At 50.1% G+C, this 16,993-nt stretch carries 24 protein-coding genes; 21 read left to right on the top strand and 3 right to left on the bottom strand.

Annotated elements, in window-relative coordinates; translation table 11 throughout:
• The first annotated feature begins 8 nt into the window (after positions 1-8).
• A complete protein-coding gene (locus KPHS_p201080) occupies positions 9-338 on the top strand; it encodes a hypothetical protein (protein ID YP_005229724.1) in 330 nt (109 codons plus the stop codon).
• 32 nt (positions 339-370) lie between these two features.
• On the opposite strand, the gene KPHS_p201070 is transcribed toward KPHS_p201080, so the two are convergent.
• The gene (locus tag KPHS_p201070) at positions 371-856 is read right to left on the bottom strand and encodes a putative lytic transglycosylase (RefSeq protein YP_005229723.1); all 486 of its coding nucleotides are present in this window, start codon (positions 854-856) and stop codon (positions 371-373) included.
• A 390-nt stretch (positions 857-1,246) separates the two neighbouring features.
• Here KPHS_p201070 and KPHS_p201060 point away from each other — a divergent pair, with 390 nt between their 5' ends.
• From KPHS_p201060 to KPHS_p200980, 9 genes are all read left to right on the top strand, one after another.
• Complete coding sequence (locus tag KPHS_p201060; RefSeq protein ID YP_005229722.1) at positions 1,247-1,663, top strand: conjugal transfer protein TraM; 417 nt, start codon at positions 1,247-1,249, stop codon at positions 1,661-1,663.
• Between the two features lie 199 nt (positions 1,664-1,862).
• Positions 1,863-2,600 (top strand): conjugal transfer transcriptional regulator TraJ, encoded by a 738-nt coding sequence (locus KPHS_p201050; RefSeq protein YP_005229721.1) that lies wholly within the window; start codon positions 1,863-1,865, stop codon positions 2,598-2,600.
• 150 nt (positions 2,601-2,750) lie between these two features.
• The gene (locus tag KPHS_p201040) at positions 2,751-2,921 is read left to right on the top strand and encodes a conjugal transfer protein TraY (protein ID YP_005229720.1); all 171 of its coding nucleotides are present in this window, start codon (positions 2,751-2,753) and stop codon (positions 2,919-2,921) included.
• Positions 2,922-2,982: 61 nt separating this feature from the next.
• On the top strand, positions 2,983-3,351 hold the full coding sequence (locus KPHS_p201030; protein YP_005229719.1) for a conjugal transfer pilin subunit TraA: 369 nt from the start codon (positions 2,983-2,985) through the stop codon (positions 3,349-3,351).
• 13 nt (positions 3,352-3,364) lie between these two features.
• Entirely contained in the window at positions 3,365-3,670 is a 306-nt protein-coding gene (locus KPHS_p201020; RefSeq protein YP_005229718.1) for a conjugal transfer pilus assembly protein TraL, read from the top strand.
• Positions 3,671-3,689: 19 nt separating this feature from the next.
• Positions 3,690-4,256: a conjugal transfer pilus assembly protein TraE gene (locus KPHS_p201010; RefSeq protein YP_005229717.1), complete on the top strand. Its 567-nt coding sequence runs from the start codon at positions 3,690-3,692 to the stop codon at positions 4,254-4,256.
• Positions 4,243-4,983, top strand: a complete 741-nt coding sequence (locus KPHS_p201000; RefSeq protein ID YP_005229716.1) for a conjugal transfer protein TraK — start codon at positions 4,243-4,245, stop codon at positions 4,981-4,983. The genes KPHS_p201010 and KPHS_p201000 overlap by 14 nt, the downstream gene beginning before the upstream one ends.
• Positions 4,983-6,407, top strand: a complete 1,425-nt coding sequence (locus tag KPHS_p200990; RefSeq protein ID YP_005229715.1) for a conjugal transfer pilus assembly protein TraB — start codon at positions 4,983-4,985, stop codon at positions 6,405-6,407. Before KPHS_p201000 ends, KPHS_p200990 begins: the two co-directional genes overlap by 1 nt.
• Before the next feature lie 71 nt (positions 6,408-6,478).
• Positions 6,479-7,063: a conjugal transfer protein TraV gene (locus KPHS_p200980; protein YP_005229714.1), complete on the top strand. Its 585-nt coding sequence runs from the start codon at positions 6,479-6,481 to the stop codon at positions 7,061-7,063.
• 131 nt (positions 7,064-7,194) lie between these two features.
• On the opposite strand, the gene KPHS_p200970 is transcribed toward KPHS_p200980, so the two are convergent.
• Positions 7,195-7,320 (bottom strand): hypothetical protein, encoded by a 126-nt coding sequence (locus KPHS_p200970; RefSeq protein ID YP_005229713.1) that lies wholly within the window; start codon positions 7,318-7,320, stop codon positions 7,195-7,197.
• A gap of 65 nt (positions 7,321-7,385) precedes the next feature.
• On the opposite strand from KPHS_p200970, the gene KPHS_p200960 reads away from it, so the two are divergent.
• The 3 genes from KPHS_p200960 to KPHS_p200940 all read left to right on the top strand — a co-directional run bounded on the left by KPHS_p200960 (position 7,386) and on the right by KPHS_p200940 (position 8,387).
• Positions 7,386-7,604 carry a hypothetical protein gene (locus KPHS_p200960; RefSeq protein ID YP_005229712.1) on the top strand — a complete coding sequence of 73 codons (219 nt, stop codon included), beginning with the start codon at positions 7,386-7,388 and terminating at the stop codon, positions 7,602-7,604.
• On the top strand, positions 7,605-7,916 hold the full coding sequence (locus KPHS_p200950; protein ID YP_005229711.1) for a hypothetical protein: 312 nt from the start codon (positions 7,605-7,607) through the stop codon (positions 7,914-7,916). It abuts the gene before it with no gap.
• A 66-nt stretch (positions 7,917-7,982) separates the two neighbouring features.
• Positions 7,983-8,387: a hypothetical protein gene (locus KPHS_p200940; protein YP_005229710.1), complete on the top strand. Its 405-nt coding sequence runs from the start codon at positions 7,983-7,985 to the stop codon at positions 8,385-8,387.
• Here KPHS_p200940 and KPHS_p200930 read toward each other — a convergent pair.
• Positions 8,374-8,580: a hypothetical protein gene (locus tag KPHS_p200930; protein ID YP_005229709.1), complete on the bottom strand. Its 207-nt coding sequence runs from the start codon at positions 8,578-8,580 to the stop codon at positions 8,374-8,376. The two genes, KPHS_p200940 and KPHS_p200930, sit on opposite strands and share 14 nt — an antisense overlap.
• A gap of 183 nt (positions 8,581-8,763) precedes the next feature.
• On the opposite strand from KPHS_p200930, the gene KPHS_p200920 reads away from it, so the two are divergent.
• The 8 genes from KPHS_p200920 to KPHS_p200850 all read left to right on the top strand — a co-directional run bounded on the left by KPHS_p200920 (position 8,764) and on the right by KPHS_p200850 (position 16,984).
• A complete protein-coding gene (locus KPHS_p200920; protein YP_005229708.1) occupies positions 8,764-9,162 on the top strand; it encodes a hypothetical protein in 399 nt (132 codons plus the stop codon).
• A 71-nt stretch (positions 9,163-9,233) separates the two neighbouring features.
• The gene (locus KPHS_p200910) at positions 9,234-11,873 is read left to right on the top strand and encodes a conjugal transfer ATP-binding protein TraC (RefSeq protein YP_005229707.1); all 2,640 of its coding nucleotides are present in this window, start codon (positions 9,234-9,236) and stop codon (positions 11,871-11,873) included.
• Positions 11,873-12,262 (top strand): conjugal transfer protein TrbI, encoded by a 390-nt coding sequence (locus KPHS_p200900; protein ID YP_005229706.1) that lies wholly within the window; start codon positions 11,873-11,875, stop codon positions 12,260-12,262. Before KPHS_p200910 ends, KPHS_p200900 begins: the two co-directional genes overlap by 1 nt.
• Positions 12,262-12,897, top strand: coding sequence for a conjugal transfer pilus assembly protein TraW (locus KPHS_p200890; protein ID YP_005229705.1), 636 nt, complete (start codon positions 12,262-12,264; stop codon positions 12,895-12,897). The genes KPHS_p200900 and KPHS_p200890 overlap by 1 nt, the downstream gene beginning before the upstream one ends.
• A gap of 34 nt (positions 12,898-12,931) precedes the next feature.
• Complete coding sequence (locus KPHS_p200880) at positions 12,932-13,333, top strand: hypothetical protein (RefSeq protein YP_005229704.1); 402 nt, start codon at positions 12,932-12,934, stop codon at positions 13,331-13,333.
• The gene (locus KPHS_p200870) at positions 13,330-14,319 is read left to right on the top strand and encodes a conjugal transfer pilus assembly protein TraU (protein YP_005229703.1); all 990 of its coding nucleotides are present in this window, start codon (positions 13,330-13,332) and stop codon (positions 14,317-14,319) included. Before KPHS_p200880 ends, KPHS_p200870 begins: the two co-directional genes overlap by 4 nt.
• Positions 14,320-14,331: 12 nt before the next feature.
• Positions 14,332-14,970, top strand: a complete 639-nt coding sequence (locus KPHS_p200860; protein ID YP_005229702.1) for a cconjugal transfer pilus assembly protein TrbC — start codon at positions 14,332-14,334, stop codon at positions 14,968-14,970.
• Between the two features lie 58 nt (positions 14,971-15,028).
• A complete protein-coding gene (locus tag KPHS_p200850) occupies positions 15,029-16,984 on the top strand; it encodes a conjugal transfer mating pair stabilization protein TraN (RefSeq protein YP_005229701.1) in 1,956 nt (651 codons plus the stop codon).
• The last annotated feature ends 9 nt before the right edge of the window (positions 16,985-16,993 follow it).

The raw sequence follows: 16,993 nt of genomic DNA, 5'->3' as shown, positions 1-16,993 counted from the left end.
GCGTTTTGATGGTGGGAATACTTATGTTTGAATTTAAAGCTGTCTGTATCAGTATTTCACATATGGAAGAAGGTGATATCAGAGTTCTTCAGGTGCTTTCATCAACAACCAATTATCTAACTTGCGATAGTTACTTAGAGTGGATACATGATACACCTTATGGTTGTGTTATAAGGATGTATGATTTCAAACGCCATCTTCTGGCGCTAAAAAGAGGTGGGGTGTCAAAATTTTTACGCAAAACTCTTATACTAATGCACCGGGAGGGTGGGTATCTGCTTTTTCATTTTGATAGTGATGCCGATTATTATCCAGGTATAGATGCCGTAGATTTTTAAGAAATTCAAGCCTTCTTATATCAGAAGGCTTTTTAGTTCATGGCGATTTTCTGATCTTTAGAAGAAGTTCGTTTGCTTGCTTTGATAGCCGTGTAGTAGTAATGGATCTTCTTCGCATACTCGTAACGTCTTGCTGCCTGGCGCGGGGTCTTTTTGAAGCCTGCATTGTATGCCCCGACTGCATCCCACGAAACGCCCCACTTTTTAAACGCCTGAGCCAGATAATAGGCTCCGGTGTAGATGTTAAGACAAGCATCGCTAAGAAGATGATCCGGTTTTATTCCATATCGCGACAGTTCGTTGAAATGCTGCGAGTCAATTTGCATCAAGCCTGATCCATAACCCGTAACAGGATTACGCCCAATCGCATCAATTTTAAATCCTGATTCTTGCCATGATATAGCACGCAGGAGATCCGGATCAATTTTGTAATCCCTGCCAGCCATATCAAAGCAGTCTGCTGCCATTGATGACAATGGTATTAAAGACAGGATGATACCAAACGCTACTCCCTTCATGAATTCCCCTCCGTGCCAAATCCCGGAATAACCTTAACCCATCCAAGACCGAGACTCAACATATATGCACTCCTCACCACAAAATCACCACACACTACGCAAAATTAAAATTTTGCAGATTTCACTTTAGCTTCAGTGGCTTAACTGTAGTTATATTACATTATGTTATTTTTCTTTATATATATGTGAGTTGCCGGTGAGTCAGTAGTAAGTCGTCGGTAAGTCTATAGCGACTCGTTTATGACTCACTCTTTTATAATCATATATTTAAAGCGACTTAACTCTAGACTTAAGTCGCCATATGACTCGTAATGCAACTTTCTTAGACTCTAGACTTAAGTTTAGAGTTGTAAAGAAGGTAAACTCGCGTTATCTTCTCGCCATAATAACTTGTTTGATGCTGTTTTTAATAAAGGAACCGATATGGCCAGGGTACAAGCTTATGCTAGTGATGAAGTTGCAGAGAAAATTAATGCAATAGTGGAAAAGCGAAGGGCTGAAGGGGCAAAGGAAAAGGATGTCAGTTTTTCAAGTGTCGCTTCGATGCTCCTTGAATTAGGGCTTAGGGTTTATGAGGCTCAAATGGAAAGAAAAGATTCAGGGTTTAACCAAACTGAGTTTAATAAGATTTTGCTTGAGAATGTCATGAAGACTCAGTTTACCGTATCCAAACTTTTGGCTATTGGCTCTCTAAGCCCTCATGTTACAGGTGATGAACGATTCGAGTTCCGCAGCATGGTGAGTAACATTCGAGAAGATGCAAAAGATGTTATTTCTCACTTCTTCCCCGAGCAGGAAGAAGAGTAAGAACTGGTGTGTGTTTATGGTGGTTTGTAATTAATTCAGCAGTAAAAAAAGAATAATGATCTAGCTTTAAAAAGTGACATGGAAGTATAAGGAATATAGAATACTTACAGGGTTGTACTAAAATTTGTTGAAGCGTTGACGTCCGGGGCTTGTCCCCCCGAACGTCAACTATCCATAGTGTCCTTTCCAGGAGGCGCCTATGTGTGCGAAGGATCGTAGTCATATTGCTGTGCGCAGTCAAACAGATTCCATTCATTCTATGCGCGAGATGCTTAATATTTCATCTTGCCCTGCTTTTATTCGTGATTCCCGGGGCGAAGTAATTCACACCAGCCCAACCTTTGACAAAATTTTCTTAACATCTGGTGGAACTGGAGCATTTGATACACCCAGAGCACCGGGAAGCTGGTTTCTGGATCTCTCCCTGGAGATCAAACTGGAACTGATGCAGTCAGAACTGAAATCGTTTTCAGAAGGTTCTGCTGTACTTGTTAAAAATATTTGGTTGGCAGGTTCACTTTGGACTGTTTTTATTGAAACGTTCTCGATTAATGAAGATACATACAGTAAATGGGTTTTTATAAATGAAGATGAACCGATACCTCATCCTTCAATGGAATACAATGACTTTTCTATAAAGATGCAAAGATATATCGAAAGAATTCAGCGTTCAGCAAAGTCTGACTGGGCTATCTTTAATCTGTATGCGGTTGGGTTTTCTCATGCATCTATTTCTAAGATTACAGGTGTTGGGGTGCAAACCTCAAAAAATACAGTTAGTAAAATAAAAAAGGAACTGAGCTTTGATGATCGTGACTATATCATAATGTCATCGATCTATACTCTAAGTTATGGAAAGTTTATATCGAATGTGGTTTCGATATTAAAAGACGGTGTTAATTTTTTGTTAAATCAAAAGTACCATCGGTACTTTTGATTTGTGAAAATAATTTACTCAAGATTTCTCCTTAGTTTGTTTACTTTTAAATCCTCCAATGTAAGATTTATTAAAGGTTGGTAATCTTACTTTGGAGGTCGATTGGAAAGAGCGATTAGGAGCAACGCACGACCTGCGCCTGGAAAAAATGTGCTTTTAAAATTAGATGAAGAAACTAATCGTCGACTCATCAAAGCAAAAGACAGAAGCAGAAGAAGTAAAACAGCTGAAGCTTATTTGAGACTGAAAGATCATCTAGAACGTTTTCCGGACTTTTATAACTCGGAACTAGCCGTACCAGGAGGTGAAAAGGAAGAGTGATTTAACATCATAGTCAAAAATCTGTTTTATATATCAACCATTCTTTTTAAAGGAAATAAATATGAATGCTGTATTAAGTGTTCAGGGCTCTGCTGTCTCTGAAAAAACCAAACCGTCTTTTATGTCCCGCGTTTTCAATAAAAAGAAAGCCCTGAAAGTCGCTAAAGTTGCGCTGCCGGTTGCTGCTGTGGCGGCGTTCTTCCCGGATGCTGCGATGGCCACCACCACGGCAACCGACCTGATGAAGTCCGGGGATGCGACCGTTAAAGGCACGTTTGGTAAGCAGTCCAGCGTCGTCAAATGGGTGGTTCTGGCAGAAGTTGTCGCCGGCGGCATCATGTACATGATGACCAAAAACGTGAAGTTCCTGTTTGGCTTCGCGATTATTTCCACCTTTATCACCATCGGTATGTCGGTCGCCGGTTACTGACAGGAAGCACGTGATGACGGGAGACGAATTAAAGCGATACCGTTTCCCGGAAACACTGACTAACCAGTCCCGCTGGTTTGGCTTATATCTCGATGAACTTATCCCGGCCGTGATTTGTCTCGGCTGGGGTTTCTGGACCAGCAAGTTCATTTTTGGCATAGCTTCAGCGGTACTGGTTTTCTGGGGTATCAAGAAACTGAAAAAAGGGCGGGGCAGTTCCTGGCTACGCGACCTGATTTACTGGTATCTGCCAACCTCCCTTCTTAAAGGTTTCTTTCATGATGTTCCGGACTCCTGTTTCCGGCAGTGGATTAAATAAATCAACGGGGAAATAACATATGGAACATGGTGCCAGACAAAATACCACCCGCGTTATCGCTGTGGGATTTATCAGTCTGGGGACACTCCTGACCCTCAGTCTTGCGACCAATATTATCCAGGGCATAAATAATTACCGTCTGCAGACGGAACAGAAAGTGGCGGTGACACCGATGTTATTCCGTGCACCCTTTGCGGTGTCTCAGAACCAGGCTGACGCCTCTTATATTGAGCAGCTGGGCCTGTCCTTTGTTGCCCTGCGTCTGAATGTCACGCCGGAAACGGTTGATGCCCAGCATCAGCAGCTACTCCGGTATGTATTACCCGCCTCGCAGAACAGCCTCAAGGTCCAGCTGGCTGAAGATGCGAAACGCATTAAAGACAATAACGTTAATTCCACCTTTTATATGACGTCGATGCGTGCCTGGCCGGCAGAGAACCGCGTGGATATCCGGGGTGAGCTGAAAACGTGGATTGGGGATTCCAAACCCTACAGTGAAATTAAAAGCTATGTCATTCAGTTCAGTCGTGTCGATGGTGTCAGCTGGCTGGCACGTTTTGGAGAAATAAATAATGAAAAAAATTAACCCGTTATTTATTTCAGGCTGTCTGCTGTTGGCCGCCCCCGCGATGTCCGCGACCCTCAGCGGTACGCTGGCGCCGACAGTGGTCCCCCTAACCAATGGTGGTCAGGCAAATATTGCCGTGAGTAACACCGACCCGAATCTGTTCACAGTACCTGGCGATCGCATCACGGCGATAAACAGCCTGGACGGTGGCCTGACAAACCAGGAGCAGACCGACAGCGGCGGTGCCATTCTGGCGACCGTCAGTAAAAAACCATTCACCTTCATTGTGGAAACCGAACGCGGGCTGAACTTCTCCATTCGTGCCGTGCCCCGTGCGGGCTCAGGCCGGACAATTCAGCTGGTCAGCGAGCTGGCGGGTACCCCCGGTCCGGCAAAAGCCTGGGAAGAGTCGAACCCCTATGAATCGTTACTGGTTTCGCTGAATCGCGCCGTGCGTCAGGGCAGCGTACCCGATGAGTATCAGTCTGTCCCCGTCACTTCTGAAGTGCTGCAGGTGCCGGCTGGTCTGCGCGCCACTGCCGATCGGGTCTGGGTCGGTCATCACCTGAAAGTTGTCCGTTACAGTCTGGACAATGTCTCCCTGTCGGCCCGTATGGTGCGTGAAAGCGATTTCTGGCAGCCCGGAACACGTGCCGTCATGTTCAGTACCCCGGCGGGCCTGCTGACTGCCGGTGGTCGCATGCAGATCTGGGTCACGACGTCAGATGAAGGAGTGAAGCGCTGATGGCCAACTTCAACACGCTGATCAAACGTAAGCAATATATCTGGCTGGGACTCATTCTGGCGGGCGGCGCGGCAGCAGTCGGAGGCGGGCTGTATCTGTCAGATCTGAACATGAGCTCTGATGAGGAAGCCCCGGCTCAGGGCGAACCCGCACCGGATATGACCGGGGTGGTCGACAGCAGCTTCAACAGTAAGGTGGAGCAGCACGCGACAACAGAAATGCAGGCGACTGCCGCTGATCTCAACAAGCGTTTTGACTCCCTGCAGGGGGAAGTGGAACTACTGAGTAAGGCGCGAACCGCTGACCAGATACGTATCGACAAACTCAGCAGTGACAATGAAGCCATGCAGAATCAGCTGAAGTCGCTGGGCGTGAAACCGGCTGTCTCTGGTGGCGAGCCCGCGCCGACTCCTCCGTCACCGCCACCCGGTCCGGAAGGGGAGCCGCAGCCAGCCAGTTATCCGCCGCAAACCGGCGCCGCGGTACCGCCTCCGACGGCATTCTATCCGGGGAATGGTATGACACCGCCGCCGCAGGTCAGCTACCAGTCTGTACCGGTACCAAACCAGATACAGCGTAAAACGTTCAGTTACGACAAAGGAAAAAAAACGAAGTCATTGCCGTACATTCCGTCGGGGAGCTTTGCAAAAAGCATGCTTATCGAGGGGGCAGATGCCAACGCGTCTGTTACCGGGAATGAATCAACTGTACCGATGCAGTTGCGTATCACCGGTCGCGTGGAAATGCCAAACAGCAAAACCTACGACCTGACAGGGTGTTTTGTGGGCCTTGAAGCCTGGGGCGATGTCTCCAGCGAACGCGCCATTGTCCGTACCCGCAATATCAGCTGTATCAAAGGTGATAAAACCATCGATCAGCCCATTAACGGCCACGTTTCCTTTATGGGGAAAAACGGGGTTAAGGGAGAGGTGGTGATGCGTAACGGAAAAATCCTCGGCTGGGCATGGGGGGCCGGTTTTGTTGACGGGATTGGTCAGGGCATGGAACGGGCTTCACAGCCGGCTGTTGGCCTGGGGGCAACCGCATCTGTTGGCGCCGGTGACGTTCTGAAAATGGGGGTCGGCGGTGGTGCATCTAAAGCTGCGCAGACGCTGAGCGAGTACTACATCAAAAGGGCCGAGCAGTATCACCCGGTCATTCCGATTGGTGCCGGCAACGAAGTGACCGTCGTGTTCCAGGATGGATTCCAGCTGAAAACGATTGAAGAACTGGAAGCGGAAAAGAACGGGCAACAGCAGGCTCAGAATCAGGAGGCGGAGCCGGCACAGCAGGCTGATGCACATCATCAGTCAGGCGGCGGTATGAACGGATTCAATACTGACGAGATGCTGAAGAAGCTGGGCAAACTTGATCCGCGTGAGTTCTCTCCGGGCGCAGCGCCGCAGGGGGAAAATAATGGCTAGTTCGGGCGATTAAGGAAAATACCCAGCTCAGGATGAACCTGAAAAAAAACCGATAAATAGCGAGAAATATTATGAAGGAATTAATGCTGTTAATTCCTCTGGGCAGCGCTTTGCTCTTAACCGGGTGCGCGGGCACAGAGACTGAATTTCAATGTAATGCCACGACGTCGGATACCTGTATGACGATGGAGCAGGCAAATGAAAAAGCGAAGCTGAAGGAGGAACGCAGTGATGCAAAGCCGGCTGCGGCCGGGTTGCCACAACTGGCTGAGGGTAATTTCGGAACCACGTCAGTTAATCCGTACCCGTTGCCGCCTCAACCCAACCTGAACCGGGCCAGAGTGGCAGCGGAGAGAGAACGAGCACGTGCAGTGTACCTAAATAATCCAACGGCAAAGAATGAGGCAATATATTTCGAAACCGGGAAAAGGCTCCAGTCTTTGCCGGTAGTGAAAATGTCTTTACCAGTAGTGGCGTCAACGTTTACGTCACCGTCAACACCGCCAGGTAATTATCCCCGGCCATTAAGAAAAGGGGAGGAGACAACGTCATTGTGGATAGCGCCGTATGTGGATTCAGATGATGTATATCACCAGCCGGCAACGGTTCTTTTTGTCGTAAAACCATCGGCGTGGGGACAACCTCGCCTTAATTGATTCACAGCGCCATTACTGGCGCTGCAGTAAGTTTTCATTTCTGAATTATAACGAGTGCCCTCTGCGTTGAAAGGGATGGGCGGTAGCGTGTTCAGACGAAGATATTACGCTCATGTATCTTTATGTAAGGGTTATTTAAAAGGGCGGGTTGATGATAAAGGGTTTTTCTCTCCAGGCAAAATCGACTTCAGTGTAGTGATGTTATTGAAAATGTAAGCAAGTCTGATTCTGACAGAGCGATAAGTGGCGATAGGCAAACAACTATCGCAGAGGCAATGAAAGAAATATTCATTCGTTAATATATAAACAGAGGCAATAAAGTATGCATGCCTTTATTTTTCTGGTGCTGATGACGCCGAGTAGTGGCGGTGGGATTTGGGATATTACTCCCATGCCTAATACAGATGTCTGCATAAAAATGCTACGGGTACTCGAAGCACGTGGGGGCAGAGGTTACGGAAGTAATACAGGAGAGTGCATTGAAATTAAAACCCGCGAGCCTTTGAGCAGCGTGATAGAAACATTGAATGAGGGTGGGTAAATGGCTGAATACCAGTTAGGTTTTGATGGTTTTGTTCGACTTTTTTTTGCAATGGCAATCATTATCTGCGGTTACGGCTATGTAATTATTGGTGTTTTTATAAGAGATACGCTTTCCTGTATTTTAATGTTGTTTGGGCTTACAGGTCTCAGTGCTTTATTTTCATTAATGGTATTCATGGATAAAAACATGTGGGCCGGCTCTCCTGATTTGACGCTGTCAGTAATAACGGGATTTTTTACAGCCACAGTGGTTTTTTATATGTTTTATGTCTTGATTTATTACTTTGATCGGATGGGGGCAGGTGAATAGTAAGACCGATGGTCAGTATTAACAATCTCACGTTATTTGAAAGTATGCAGCATAAGGAATAAGAAAGTGAAAGCGTACTATATACTTGGACATAACGTTGCATGGCTTAACGGTATATGCCTGATTCTTTTTGTTATTGGTGTGGTCGGTGCGCTGGCAATGGTTGCCATCCCTGAAAAATTCAATCTTCGAGTTAACAGAGGCGATACATTCATATACTGTGCGCTTATAGCGGTGGTTGGATTTTCCGGGATGTTCGTTATCTCCATTCACTCATTTTCGATGGATGAACTTGAAGCAGGTAGACACTGGAAAGATGACTGCCGGACACTTGAGGTAAACATGCCGACAGGCGCTTTTACCAGCCCTGTTAATAAACTGGACTGTGATGGCATCATCATTAATGTGCCTGGTGGGCAGTATTATTCCTATATCCATCAGTGGGAATTATATAAAGCTAACTCAAAATGAAATGCTGATTAACAAACTGGATTGACCGGTAGGGATGGAACAATGGAAAGACAGCAAGAAATTGGCCAGCAATTTGGTTTTTTGATAGTTCTTCTTTTAATTGTGTTAACTGGGTATTTTTTTTGTGCAGTATATTGAAGATTCTAGCGATATGCAGCCCGCTACTCCAGAACAACTGCAAAGTATTATTCATTAGACACCTTGTGCAGGTGAGGCGTTACGTTTAGCAATTCAAACTAACACAGGCACTTCGTCAGAGCCATTAACTTTCGGTGACGCAAAAAAGATGGCATCAGAATGCAAGTATAAAGAAGAGATTAAAGCAGTACGTGAAAAAAACTTAACGCACTGAACGCTATGAGCAAATAATCAGGGGATGGATATGATGCTGTTTCTTCGAAAGTACGGATTTTTGTTTATACCTCCAGTCTACTGGCTCATCTATCTGGGAGCCAGACTGACTTACAATGGACTGGCAGGAGAGTTTTCTCCTGATTTCTTTCAGGGTATTCGACATGAAGGCGTCTATATTATCTGTAGTTTGTGTGTATTTTATTTTTTCTGCTTAGAGGTGGAAGTTGGTGATGGGGAGTTCTCAGCGAACATTCTGTTCCTGATTGTTTTCTTTCATGTGGTTTTATTATTTATCACTCTGCTTATTTGTCTGTGGCAAGGGGAGGTGTTGTTGGATTCGATCTTTATGGGTCAGATTATTGCTTCCATGTGTTTATTGTTTTTTATTCCAGTGCTTTCCATTATAAGAAGGAGTTTCTAGTGCGGATATGAATATTCTTCTTGCCATTTATTACCCTTGTTATTTTGAAATGCTCTTAAAGGAACGCCTGCATGAGTAATAACATCATCGATGCCGTCACCCAGACTGTGAATTCACTGGTATCAGCACTGAAGCTGCCCGACGAATCCGCGAAAGCCAATGACACGCTGGGCAGCATGAATTTCCCCCAGTTCAGCCGTATTTTGCCCTATAAGGATTATGATTCCGCGACCGGGCTGTTTATTAATAACAAAACCATCGGTTTTATGTTTGAGGCGCGTCCTTTACCCGGTGCGGATAAAAGTATCGTCGCCACACTGGAGCATTTACTGCGCAGCAAACTTCCCCGGGGCGTCCCGGTCAGTTTTCATCTGGTCTCCAGCAAACTGGTCGGCAATGATATCGACTACGGTCTGCGTGAATTCCGCTGGAGCGGTAAACAGGCTAAGAAGTTTAACGCCATCACCCAGGCCTACTATCTCCGGGCAGCGGAGACGAAGTTCCCCCTGCCTCCTGCACTGGATTTACCCCTGACGCTGCGTAACTACCGCGTGTACATCTCCTGCTGCGTGCCCCGGAAGAAAAACTCCACCACGCAAATTGTGGAGATGGAGAACCAGATTAAAATCCTGCGGGCGTCACTGGGCGGTGCCTATATTCCGACGCGTATCCTTGATGCTGCCGGGCTGGTCGAACTGATGCGCGAGCTGATAAACCCGGACCCGCACGAGATGTACCGCGTACCGTATAAGCTGGACCCCTATCAGGATCTGAACTATCAGTGTGTCGATGACAGCTTTGATATGCAGGTCACCGCCGGTCATCTGAAAATTGGCCGCCTGGGGCGCGACGGGAAAGAGTGCGTAACCCGGGTGACGAGCTACCATCTGGAGAGTGATCCGGAAATGGCCTTCCTCTGGACCTCCGCGGATAACTACGCCAACCTGCTTAACCCGGAGCTCTCCATCTCCTGCCCCTTTGTCATCACGCTGACGCTGATGGTGGAGGACCAGGTGAAGACCCAGAATGAAGCCAACATGAAATTCATGGACGTGGAGAAGAAAAGCAAAACCTCCTACGCGAAGTTTTTTCCGAACGTGATAAAGGAAATGCAGGAGTGGGGCGATATCCGCCAGCGACTGGCGACCAACCAGACCTCCCTGGTGTCCTACTTCTTTAATATCACCACGTACACCGCAGACAGCACAGAGGCCTCTCTCGCCGCTGAACAGCAGGTGCTCAACAGCTACCGTAAAGGCGGTTTCCAGCTGATCCCGGCCCGCTACCATCACCTGCGTAACTTTCTGGCCATGATGCCGTTCAAGTGTGGTGAGGGCCTGTTTAAAGAGCTGCAGGCGGCAGGCGTGGTGAAGCGGGCGGAGACGTTCCAGGTGGCTAACCTCCTGCCGATCGTCGCTGACAGCCCGCTGGCGCCGGCGGGACTCCTGGCGCCCACCTACCGAAATCAGCTGGCGTTCATCGACCTGTTCTACGAGGGAATGAACAATACCAATTTCAACATGGCAGTCTGCGGGACGTCCGGGGCGGGTAAAACCGGTCTGATTCAGCCCCTCATTCGCAGTGTGCTCGACTCCGGCGGGTTTGCCTGGGTGTTCGACATGGGCGATGGCTATAAGTCCCTGTGTGAAAACATGGGGGGCGTATACCTCGATGGCGATACCCTCAAGTTTAACCCGTTCGCCAACGTGCTGGATGATGCTCACTTTGACATGTCAGCAGAACGTATACGCGATCAGATGTCGGTGATGGCCAGTCCGAACGGCAACCTCGATGAAGTCCATGAAGGTCTGCTTCTGCAGGCAGTTCAGGCGGCCTGGTTAAGCAAGCGTAATCATGCACGCGTTGATGACGTAGTTCAGTTTTTACAGGACGCGAAGGACAGCGATGAATATGCTGATTCCCCGACAATCCGGGGCCGTCTGGACGAGATGATAATCCTGCTCGATCAGTACACGGTGAATGGGATCTACGGGGACTATTTCAACTCAGATAAACCAACACTTCACGATGACGCCCGGATGGTGGTACTGGAGCTCGGTGGCCTGGAGTCGCGGCCCTCTCTGCTTATCGCGGTGATGTTCTCATTGATTATTTACATCGAGAACAGGATGTATCAGTCACCGCGTGGCCTGAAAAAACTGAACGTCATCGATGAGGGCTGGAAGCTCCTTGATTTCAAGAATGAAAAAGTGGGGCAGTTTATCGAGAAAGGCTACCGTACCGCGCGTCGACATACCGGCGCATACATCACCATCACGCAAAATATCGTGGACTTCGACTCCCCGACCGCATCGAGCGCTGCACGCGCTGCCTGGGGGAACTCGTCGTACAAGGCCATTCTGAAGCAGTCAGCCAAAGAGTTTGCCAAGTATAACCAGCTGTACCCGGATCAGTTCAGCAAGCTGGAGAAAGACATGATTAACGGCTTCGGTTCGGCCAAAGAGCAGTGGTTCTCCTCTTTTATGCTGCAGGTGGAAGCGAACTGCTCCTGGCACCGCCTGTTCGTTGACCCGCTCAGCCGGGCGATGTACTCCTCCAAAGGCCCGGATTTTGAGTACATGCAAGCGCGCCGGCAGGAGGGGGTCGATATCCACGATGCGGTATACGGACTGGCGTGCCGCAACTTTAAAGACGAAATGGCAGAGCTTGAATCCCGAATACCGGTGAATGACATGGAGGATAAACAGTGATGAAAAACAACACCGAACAACCGGTCAGTACGACCTCTCTTACCTTTCGCCGGATACCTGTCATCGTTGCTCTCGTGCTTTTCGCCCTGGCAACCAGCGCGTTTCTCTCACGCGTGGTTCTGGACTACTCCACGCCGCGGGTGGTGGCTTTTGATATGAAGAAAACGCTCGACAGCTTTATGGACAGTGTGAGTCAGAAGCAGCTGACAGAGGCGCAGTCCAAAGCGCTCTCTGATCGGTTTAACGACGCGCTGGAGAAGAGTCTGGCGGAGTATCAGCAGCAGCATCATGTGGTCATTCTGGTTTCACCTGCCGTGGTTCAGGGCGCGCCTGATGTGACCCGCAACATCCAGCACGACATTGCCCGCCGGATGAAAGGAGAAGAGTAATGATACGACTGAAAGACTGTCTGCTCGCCGCCTGCCTGTTATCGCCGCTGACTCAGGCGGCTGATCTCGGTACCTGGGGGGATTTATGGCCCGTCCGGGAGCAGGACATGCTGCAGCTCATCACGCAGCGTCTGCAGTCGCTGCAATCCTCTGGCCAGTGGGGCCAGACGATGGATGCGTTTAAGCAGCGGGTTATCGAGAACAGTCAGCGTCCGGCGCCGGTGGAAGGCATTAAGCGTGCGGAGAAATACGAGCAGCGCTGGTTTGATCCCAGCATCCGACTGACCGAAGACCTGAAGGACAATGAGGGGCGGGTGTTTGCCCGCAAGGGCGAAGTGGTGAACCCGCTTAAAACCGTACCGTTTGTCCAGACCCTGTACTTCATCAATGGTGACGATGCCGACCAGCTGGCCTGGATGAAGCGTCAGGTGCCGGAAACCCTGATGAGCAAAATTATCCTGGTGCGTGGCAGTATCCCGGACACCTCCGCAGCGCTGGACAGCCGGATCTATTTCGACCAGAACGGTGTACTGAGCAAGCGATTTGGCCTGACGGCGGTCCCGGCGCGGATCACGCCGGCGCCCTCCGGTGAACGGCTGAATATTGAGACCTTCCCGCCCGTCCCGCACCCCTGATCTGGGGCTGCGTTTTATTCAAAAGAGGTAACCGATGCCGATGATACTGGCCTTAATAATCCTGCTCACGATGCTCTTGCTGACGCTAATGTGGTCCACCATCCGTAAGCAGGAGAATGTCATACGGGAACTCAGTACAAGAGAAAGCTGGCTGGAGAGAGAGGTTGAGCGTCTCAGGACCGATAACGAGAAGCTGTACCGCTGGCTGAGATACAACGGTGAAAAGGTTATCGATGAAATGACTTGTGAACTCGATGCACTGTCCGCCGTTCGCCAGACGAACAGGGATTCATACCGTCGCCAGCTTTACCTCTTCGACTGCCTGTCCCTGATGGTGTGGGCCGGGATGGAGGGCGCCGAAGACTCTACACGGGAAAAGGTCCGCAATAAAACCGATGCCCTCCGTCTTGTTCTCAGGGAGAAAACTGACGAATGAAAGCCATATTTTTTTTAATCTGCATCGCGTTCTCAACGTTCAGTGGCCGCGCCGCCGCAGACCCCTCCTGTGAGGGCCGGTTTGTTAACCCGATCACCGATGTGTGCTGGCGCTGCATATTTCCTTTATCACTCGGCAGCGTGCAGGTTGGTAAAGGCGATCTACCTGATACCAGCAATCCGGGTAGTCCCCTGCAGCTGTGTCCGGCGCCGCCACCGATTTTTGTTCGTCCCGGCCTGGCCATCGGGTACTGGGAGCCGATGGCCATGACGGACGTCAGCCGTTCGCCTGGCTGTATGGTCAATCTGGGGGGCTTCAGTATCAATCTCGGCAAGACCGGTATGGGGACCGCGAGAAAGGACGATAAGCAGGTGAACGGCGCTTTTTATCACGTTCACTGGTACAAGTACCCGCTGACCTACTGGCTGAACATCATCACCTCCGCAGGCTGTCTGGAAGGCGGAGACATGGATATAGCCTATCTGTCCGAGATTGACCCGACCTGGGTGGACAGCAGCCTCACCACCATTCTGAATCCGGAAGCCATCCTGTTTGCCAACCCCATCGCACAGGGGGCGTGCGCGGCTGACGCTATGGCCAGCGCGTTTCATATGCCACTCGATATTCTGTTCTGGTGTGCCGGCTCTCAGGGTTCGATGTACCCGTTTAGCGGCTGGGTAAGCAACGAGTCCAGTCCGCTGCAGTCCTCGTTACTTGTCAGCGAGCGCATGGCGTACAAGCTTCACCGGCAGGGACAAATTATGGAGAGCATCGGGAAGGACAAGGCGGTCTGCTATGAGTATCCGTCCCCGATCATCCCCAAAGAGCGCTGGCGCTATCAGATGGTGAACATGTACCCGGACAGCGGCCAGTGCCATCCCGTGGGGCGCAGCGTGATGCGCTGGGAGGCCGGTAAAAATCCACCCAACACCCGTAAGAACTATGGCTATCTGATGTGGCGTAAACGCAATTGTGTCTTTCTCTGACAGGAGTCTCTCATGAAATTAATGAATCTGTTTATGGTCATGCTTTTGCTGACCGGACGAGCAGTGTTGGCTGAAACCTCCTCTGTTACAGACAGAGAATGGCTGAAGCAGCAGGAGAACCTCAGCGAACAGCTGCGCCAGCATCCGGATAAACAGCTGCAGCAGGAGCTTGAGGCGCAAATCAACCGTAATCCTCTGCCCAAATCAGACCGCCAGTTTATCGATAATCTGGTCAGCCAGCAGAAAGCGGCGAATCAGGAAAAGCCGGCAGAAGGGGCGCTGTACTTTGTCTCCTTCTCGATACCTGAAGAGGGGCTGAAGCGGATGCTGCACGAAACCCGGCAGTACGGCATTCCGGCGACACTGCGTGGGCTCGTCAATAACGACATGAAGACCACCACTGACGCGGTGCTGCAGCTGGTGAAGGATGGCGTGACCGACGGCGTGCAGATCGACCCGACACTATATACGCAGTACAGCATCCGGAGTGTGCCGTCTCTGGTGGTACGGTGTCAGGCCGGATATGACGTGGTACGCGGTAACATTCACGTCAAACAGGCGCTGGAGAAAGTGGCACAAACCGGTGACTGCGCACAGGTGGCCCGGCAAATACTTGATGCGCCCTCGAATGCCGCCGGGAGCCAGCCATGAAAGATAAACTGTACTTCATGGCGTTACCGGAAATGGTGAGGGATGAGGGAGGGTGTAAATGAAGACGGTTATTTCCGTGCTGACCGCGCATTTTTTTGTCCTGAGCGCCTTCATCTGGCTGGCATCCCCCGCCTGCGCTGACAGTGGAAGTGACTATAAAGCCGGTTCGGATTTTGCGAAACAGGTGCAGGGCAATGGTCTGAACTCACTAAAAAATTTCAGTGGTGAGCAAAACCTGCCGGGGTATACCGACAACCCGGATCAGACAAAATACTACGGCGGCGTCACTGCCAGCGGAGACAGCTCTCTGAAAAGCGATTCAGCCCTGGAGTTCAGCCAGGGAGATACCGGCAAAACGATTACGGAGTCGTTCACGAACCGGCCACCGGATCAGATATCTCAGGATGCGCCGTTTATTCAGGCCGCAAAGGATACAGAATCCCGTGCCGACAGCATTGTCGGTGATACCGGACAGTCCTGTACCGCCCAGGTTGTGAACCGCAGCGAGTTCACAAACCATACCTGCGAACGTGATCTGCAGGTGGAAAATTTTTGCACACGGGAAGCGACCCTGAAGGATAACGCCACCACACAGAAAGTTAACCGAACCTATCAGCAGGTGGTGACGCTGAATTATGCCCGGAGTACCCGGCAATGGAGTGGCAACCTGACGATCCCGACCAACGGTCGTCTGCTGAATGCCTCGGTGGATGGTGAGCCTCTGGTGATCCCCTGGATTGAAGAATGCGATTCCGAAGGGAAGGTGCGGGATAGCTGCAAGAGTGCAGTGAGTGAAAGCCTGACCCTCTTTGAACGAACGTTCCCCATTGATGTGATCAGCTGGCCACGTTCAGAATCGATGTGTTCAGGCGGTCAGAACACGCATTGTACGAAATATACCTATGACGGGAAGGGGAAGATTCATCAGTCGTTTGGTGTGGACAAAGCGGTCATTGCTGGGCAGAACTTTTCAGTAAGCAAAACATCACGGACCGTATCATCGGCCAGCCAGAAACCCGTACAGGTCACGGTCACCCTGGTGATGGAAGAAACCGAAACCGTCTATGCACCTGAAGTCGTCTGGGTTGAAAGCTGTCCGTTCAGTAAGGATGAAGGGAAAAAAACGGGCGAGGAATGTATCAGTCCGGGAGGAACGCGAACCATCACCCTCGGAGGCAGGGATTACTCGTTCACGGAGGCCTGCTGGAAATATAAGGATACCTGGCTCACGCAGCCGGCGGACAACGGCTCCTGTGAAAGCCTGATGAAAAATACGGCCTGTACTCTGTCATCCCGCCAGTGCGCCTTCTCCAGCGAGGAAGGCACGTGCCTGCATGAATATGCAACGTATTCCTGCGAAACCAGGACGAGTGGCAAGCAAATGATCTGCGGCGGTGATGTCTTCTGCCTTGATGGTGAATGTGACAAAGCCACGTCCGGGAAGAGCAACGACTTTGGGCAGGCGGTGTCTGAGCTGGCGGCACTGGCTGCCGCGGGGAAGGACGTCGCGGCACTGAACGGGGTGGATGTCCGGGCATTCACCGGAAAAGCGAAGTTCTGTAAGAAGTTTGCTGCCGGCTTCAGTAACTGCTGCAAAGACAGTGGCTGGGGCCAGGATGTGGGGCTGGCAAGCTGCAGCAGCGAGGAAAAGGCGCTGGCCAAAGCGAAAAAAGACAAGCTGACGGTCAGTATAGGGGAATTCTGCTCTAAAAAGGTTCTGGGGATTTGCCTGGAGAAAAAAAGGAGCTATTGCCAGTTCGACTCAAAACTGGCGCAGATCGTTCAGCAGCAGGGAAGAAACGGTCAGCTGCATATCGGTTTTGGCGGCGCCAGCAGTCCTGACTGTCGGGGCATTACCGTCGCGGAACTCCAGGGGATTGATTTTAACAAGCTGGATTTCACCAACTTTATGGACGACCTGATGAAAAATCAAAAAATACCGGAAAACGATGTGCTCACCAATAAGACCAGAGAACGAATTAAGGAAATCATGAGTCAGCAATCCGCGCAATAAACCATGCTG

The sequence above is a fragment of the Klebsiella pneumoniae subsp. pneumoniae HS11286 genome, from assembly GCF_000240185.1.
In the GTDB taxonomy this organism is placed as follows: domain Bacteria; phylum Pseudomonadota; class Gammaproteobacteria; order Enterobacterales; family Enterobacteriaceae; genus Klebsiella; species Klebsiella pneumoniae.
The sequence above is the reverse complement of the archived record's forward strand: the minus strand, read 5'-3'. Positions and strand labels throughout refer to the sequence as shown.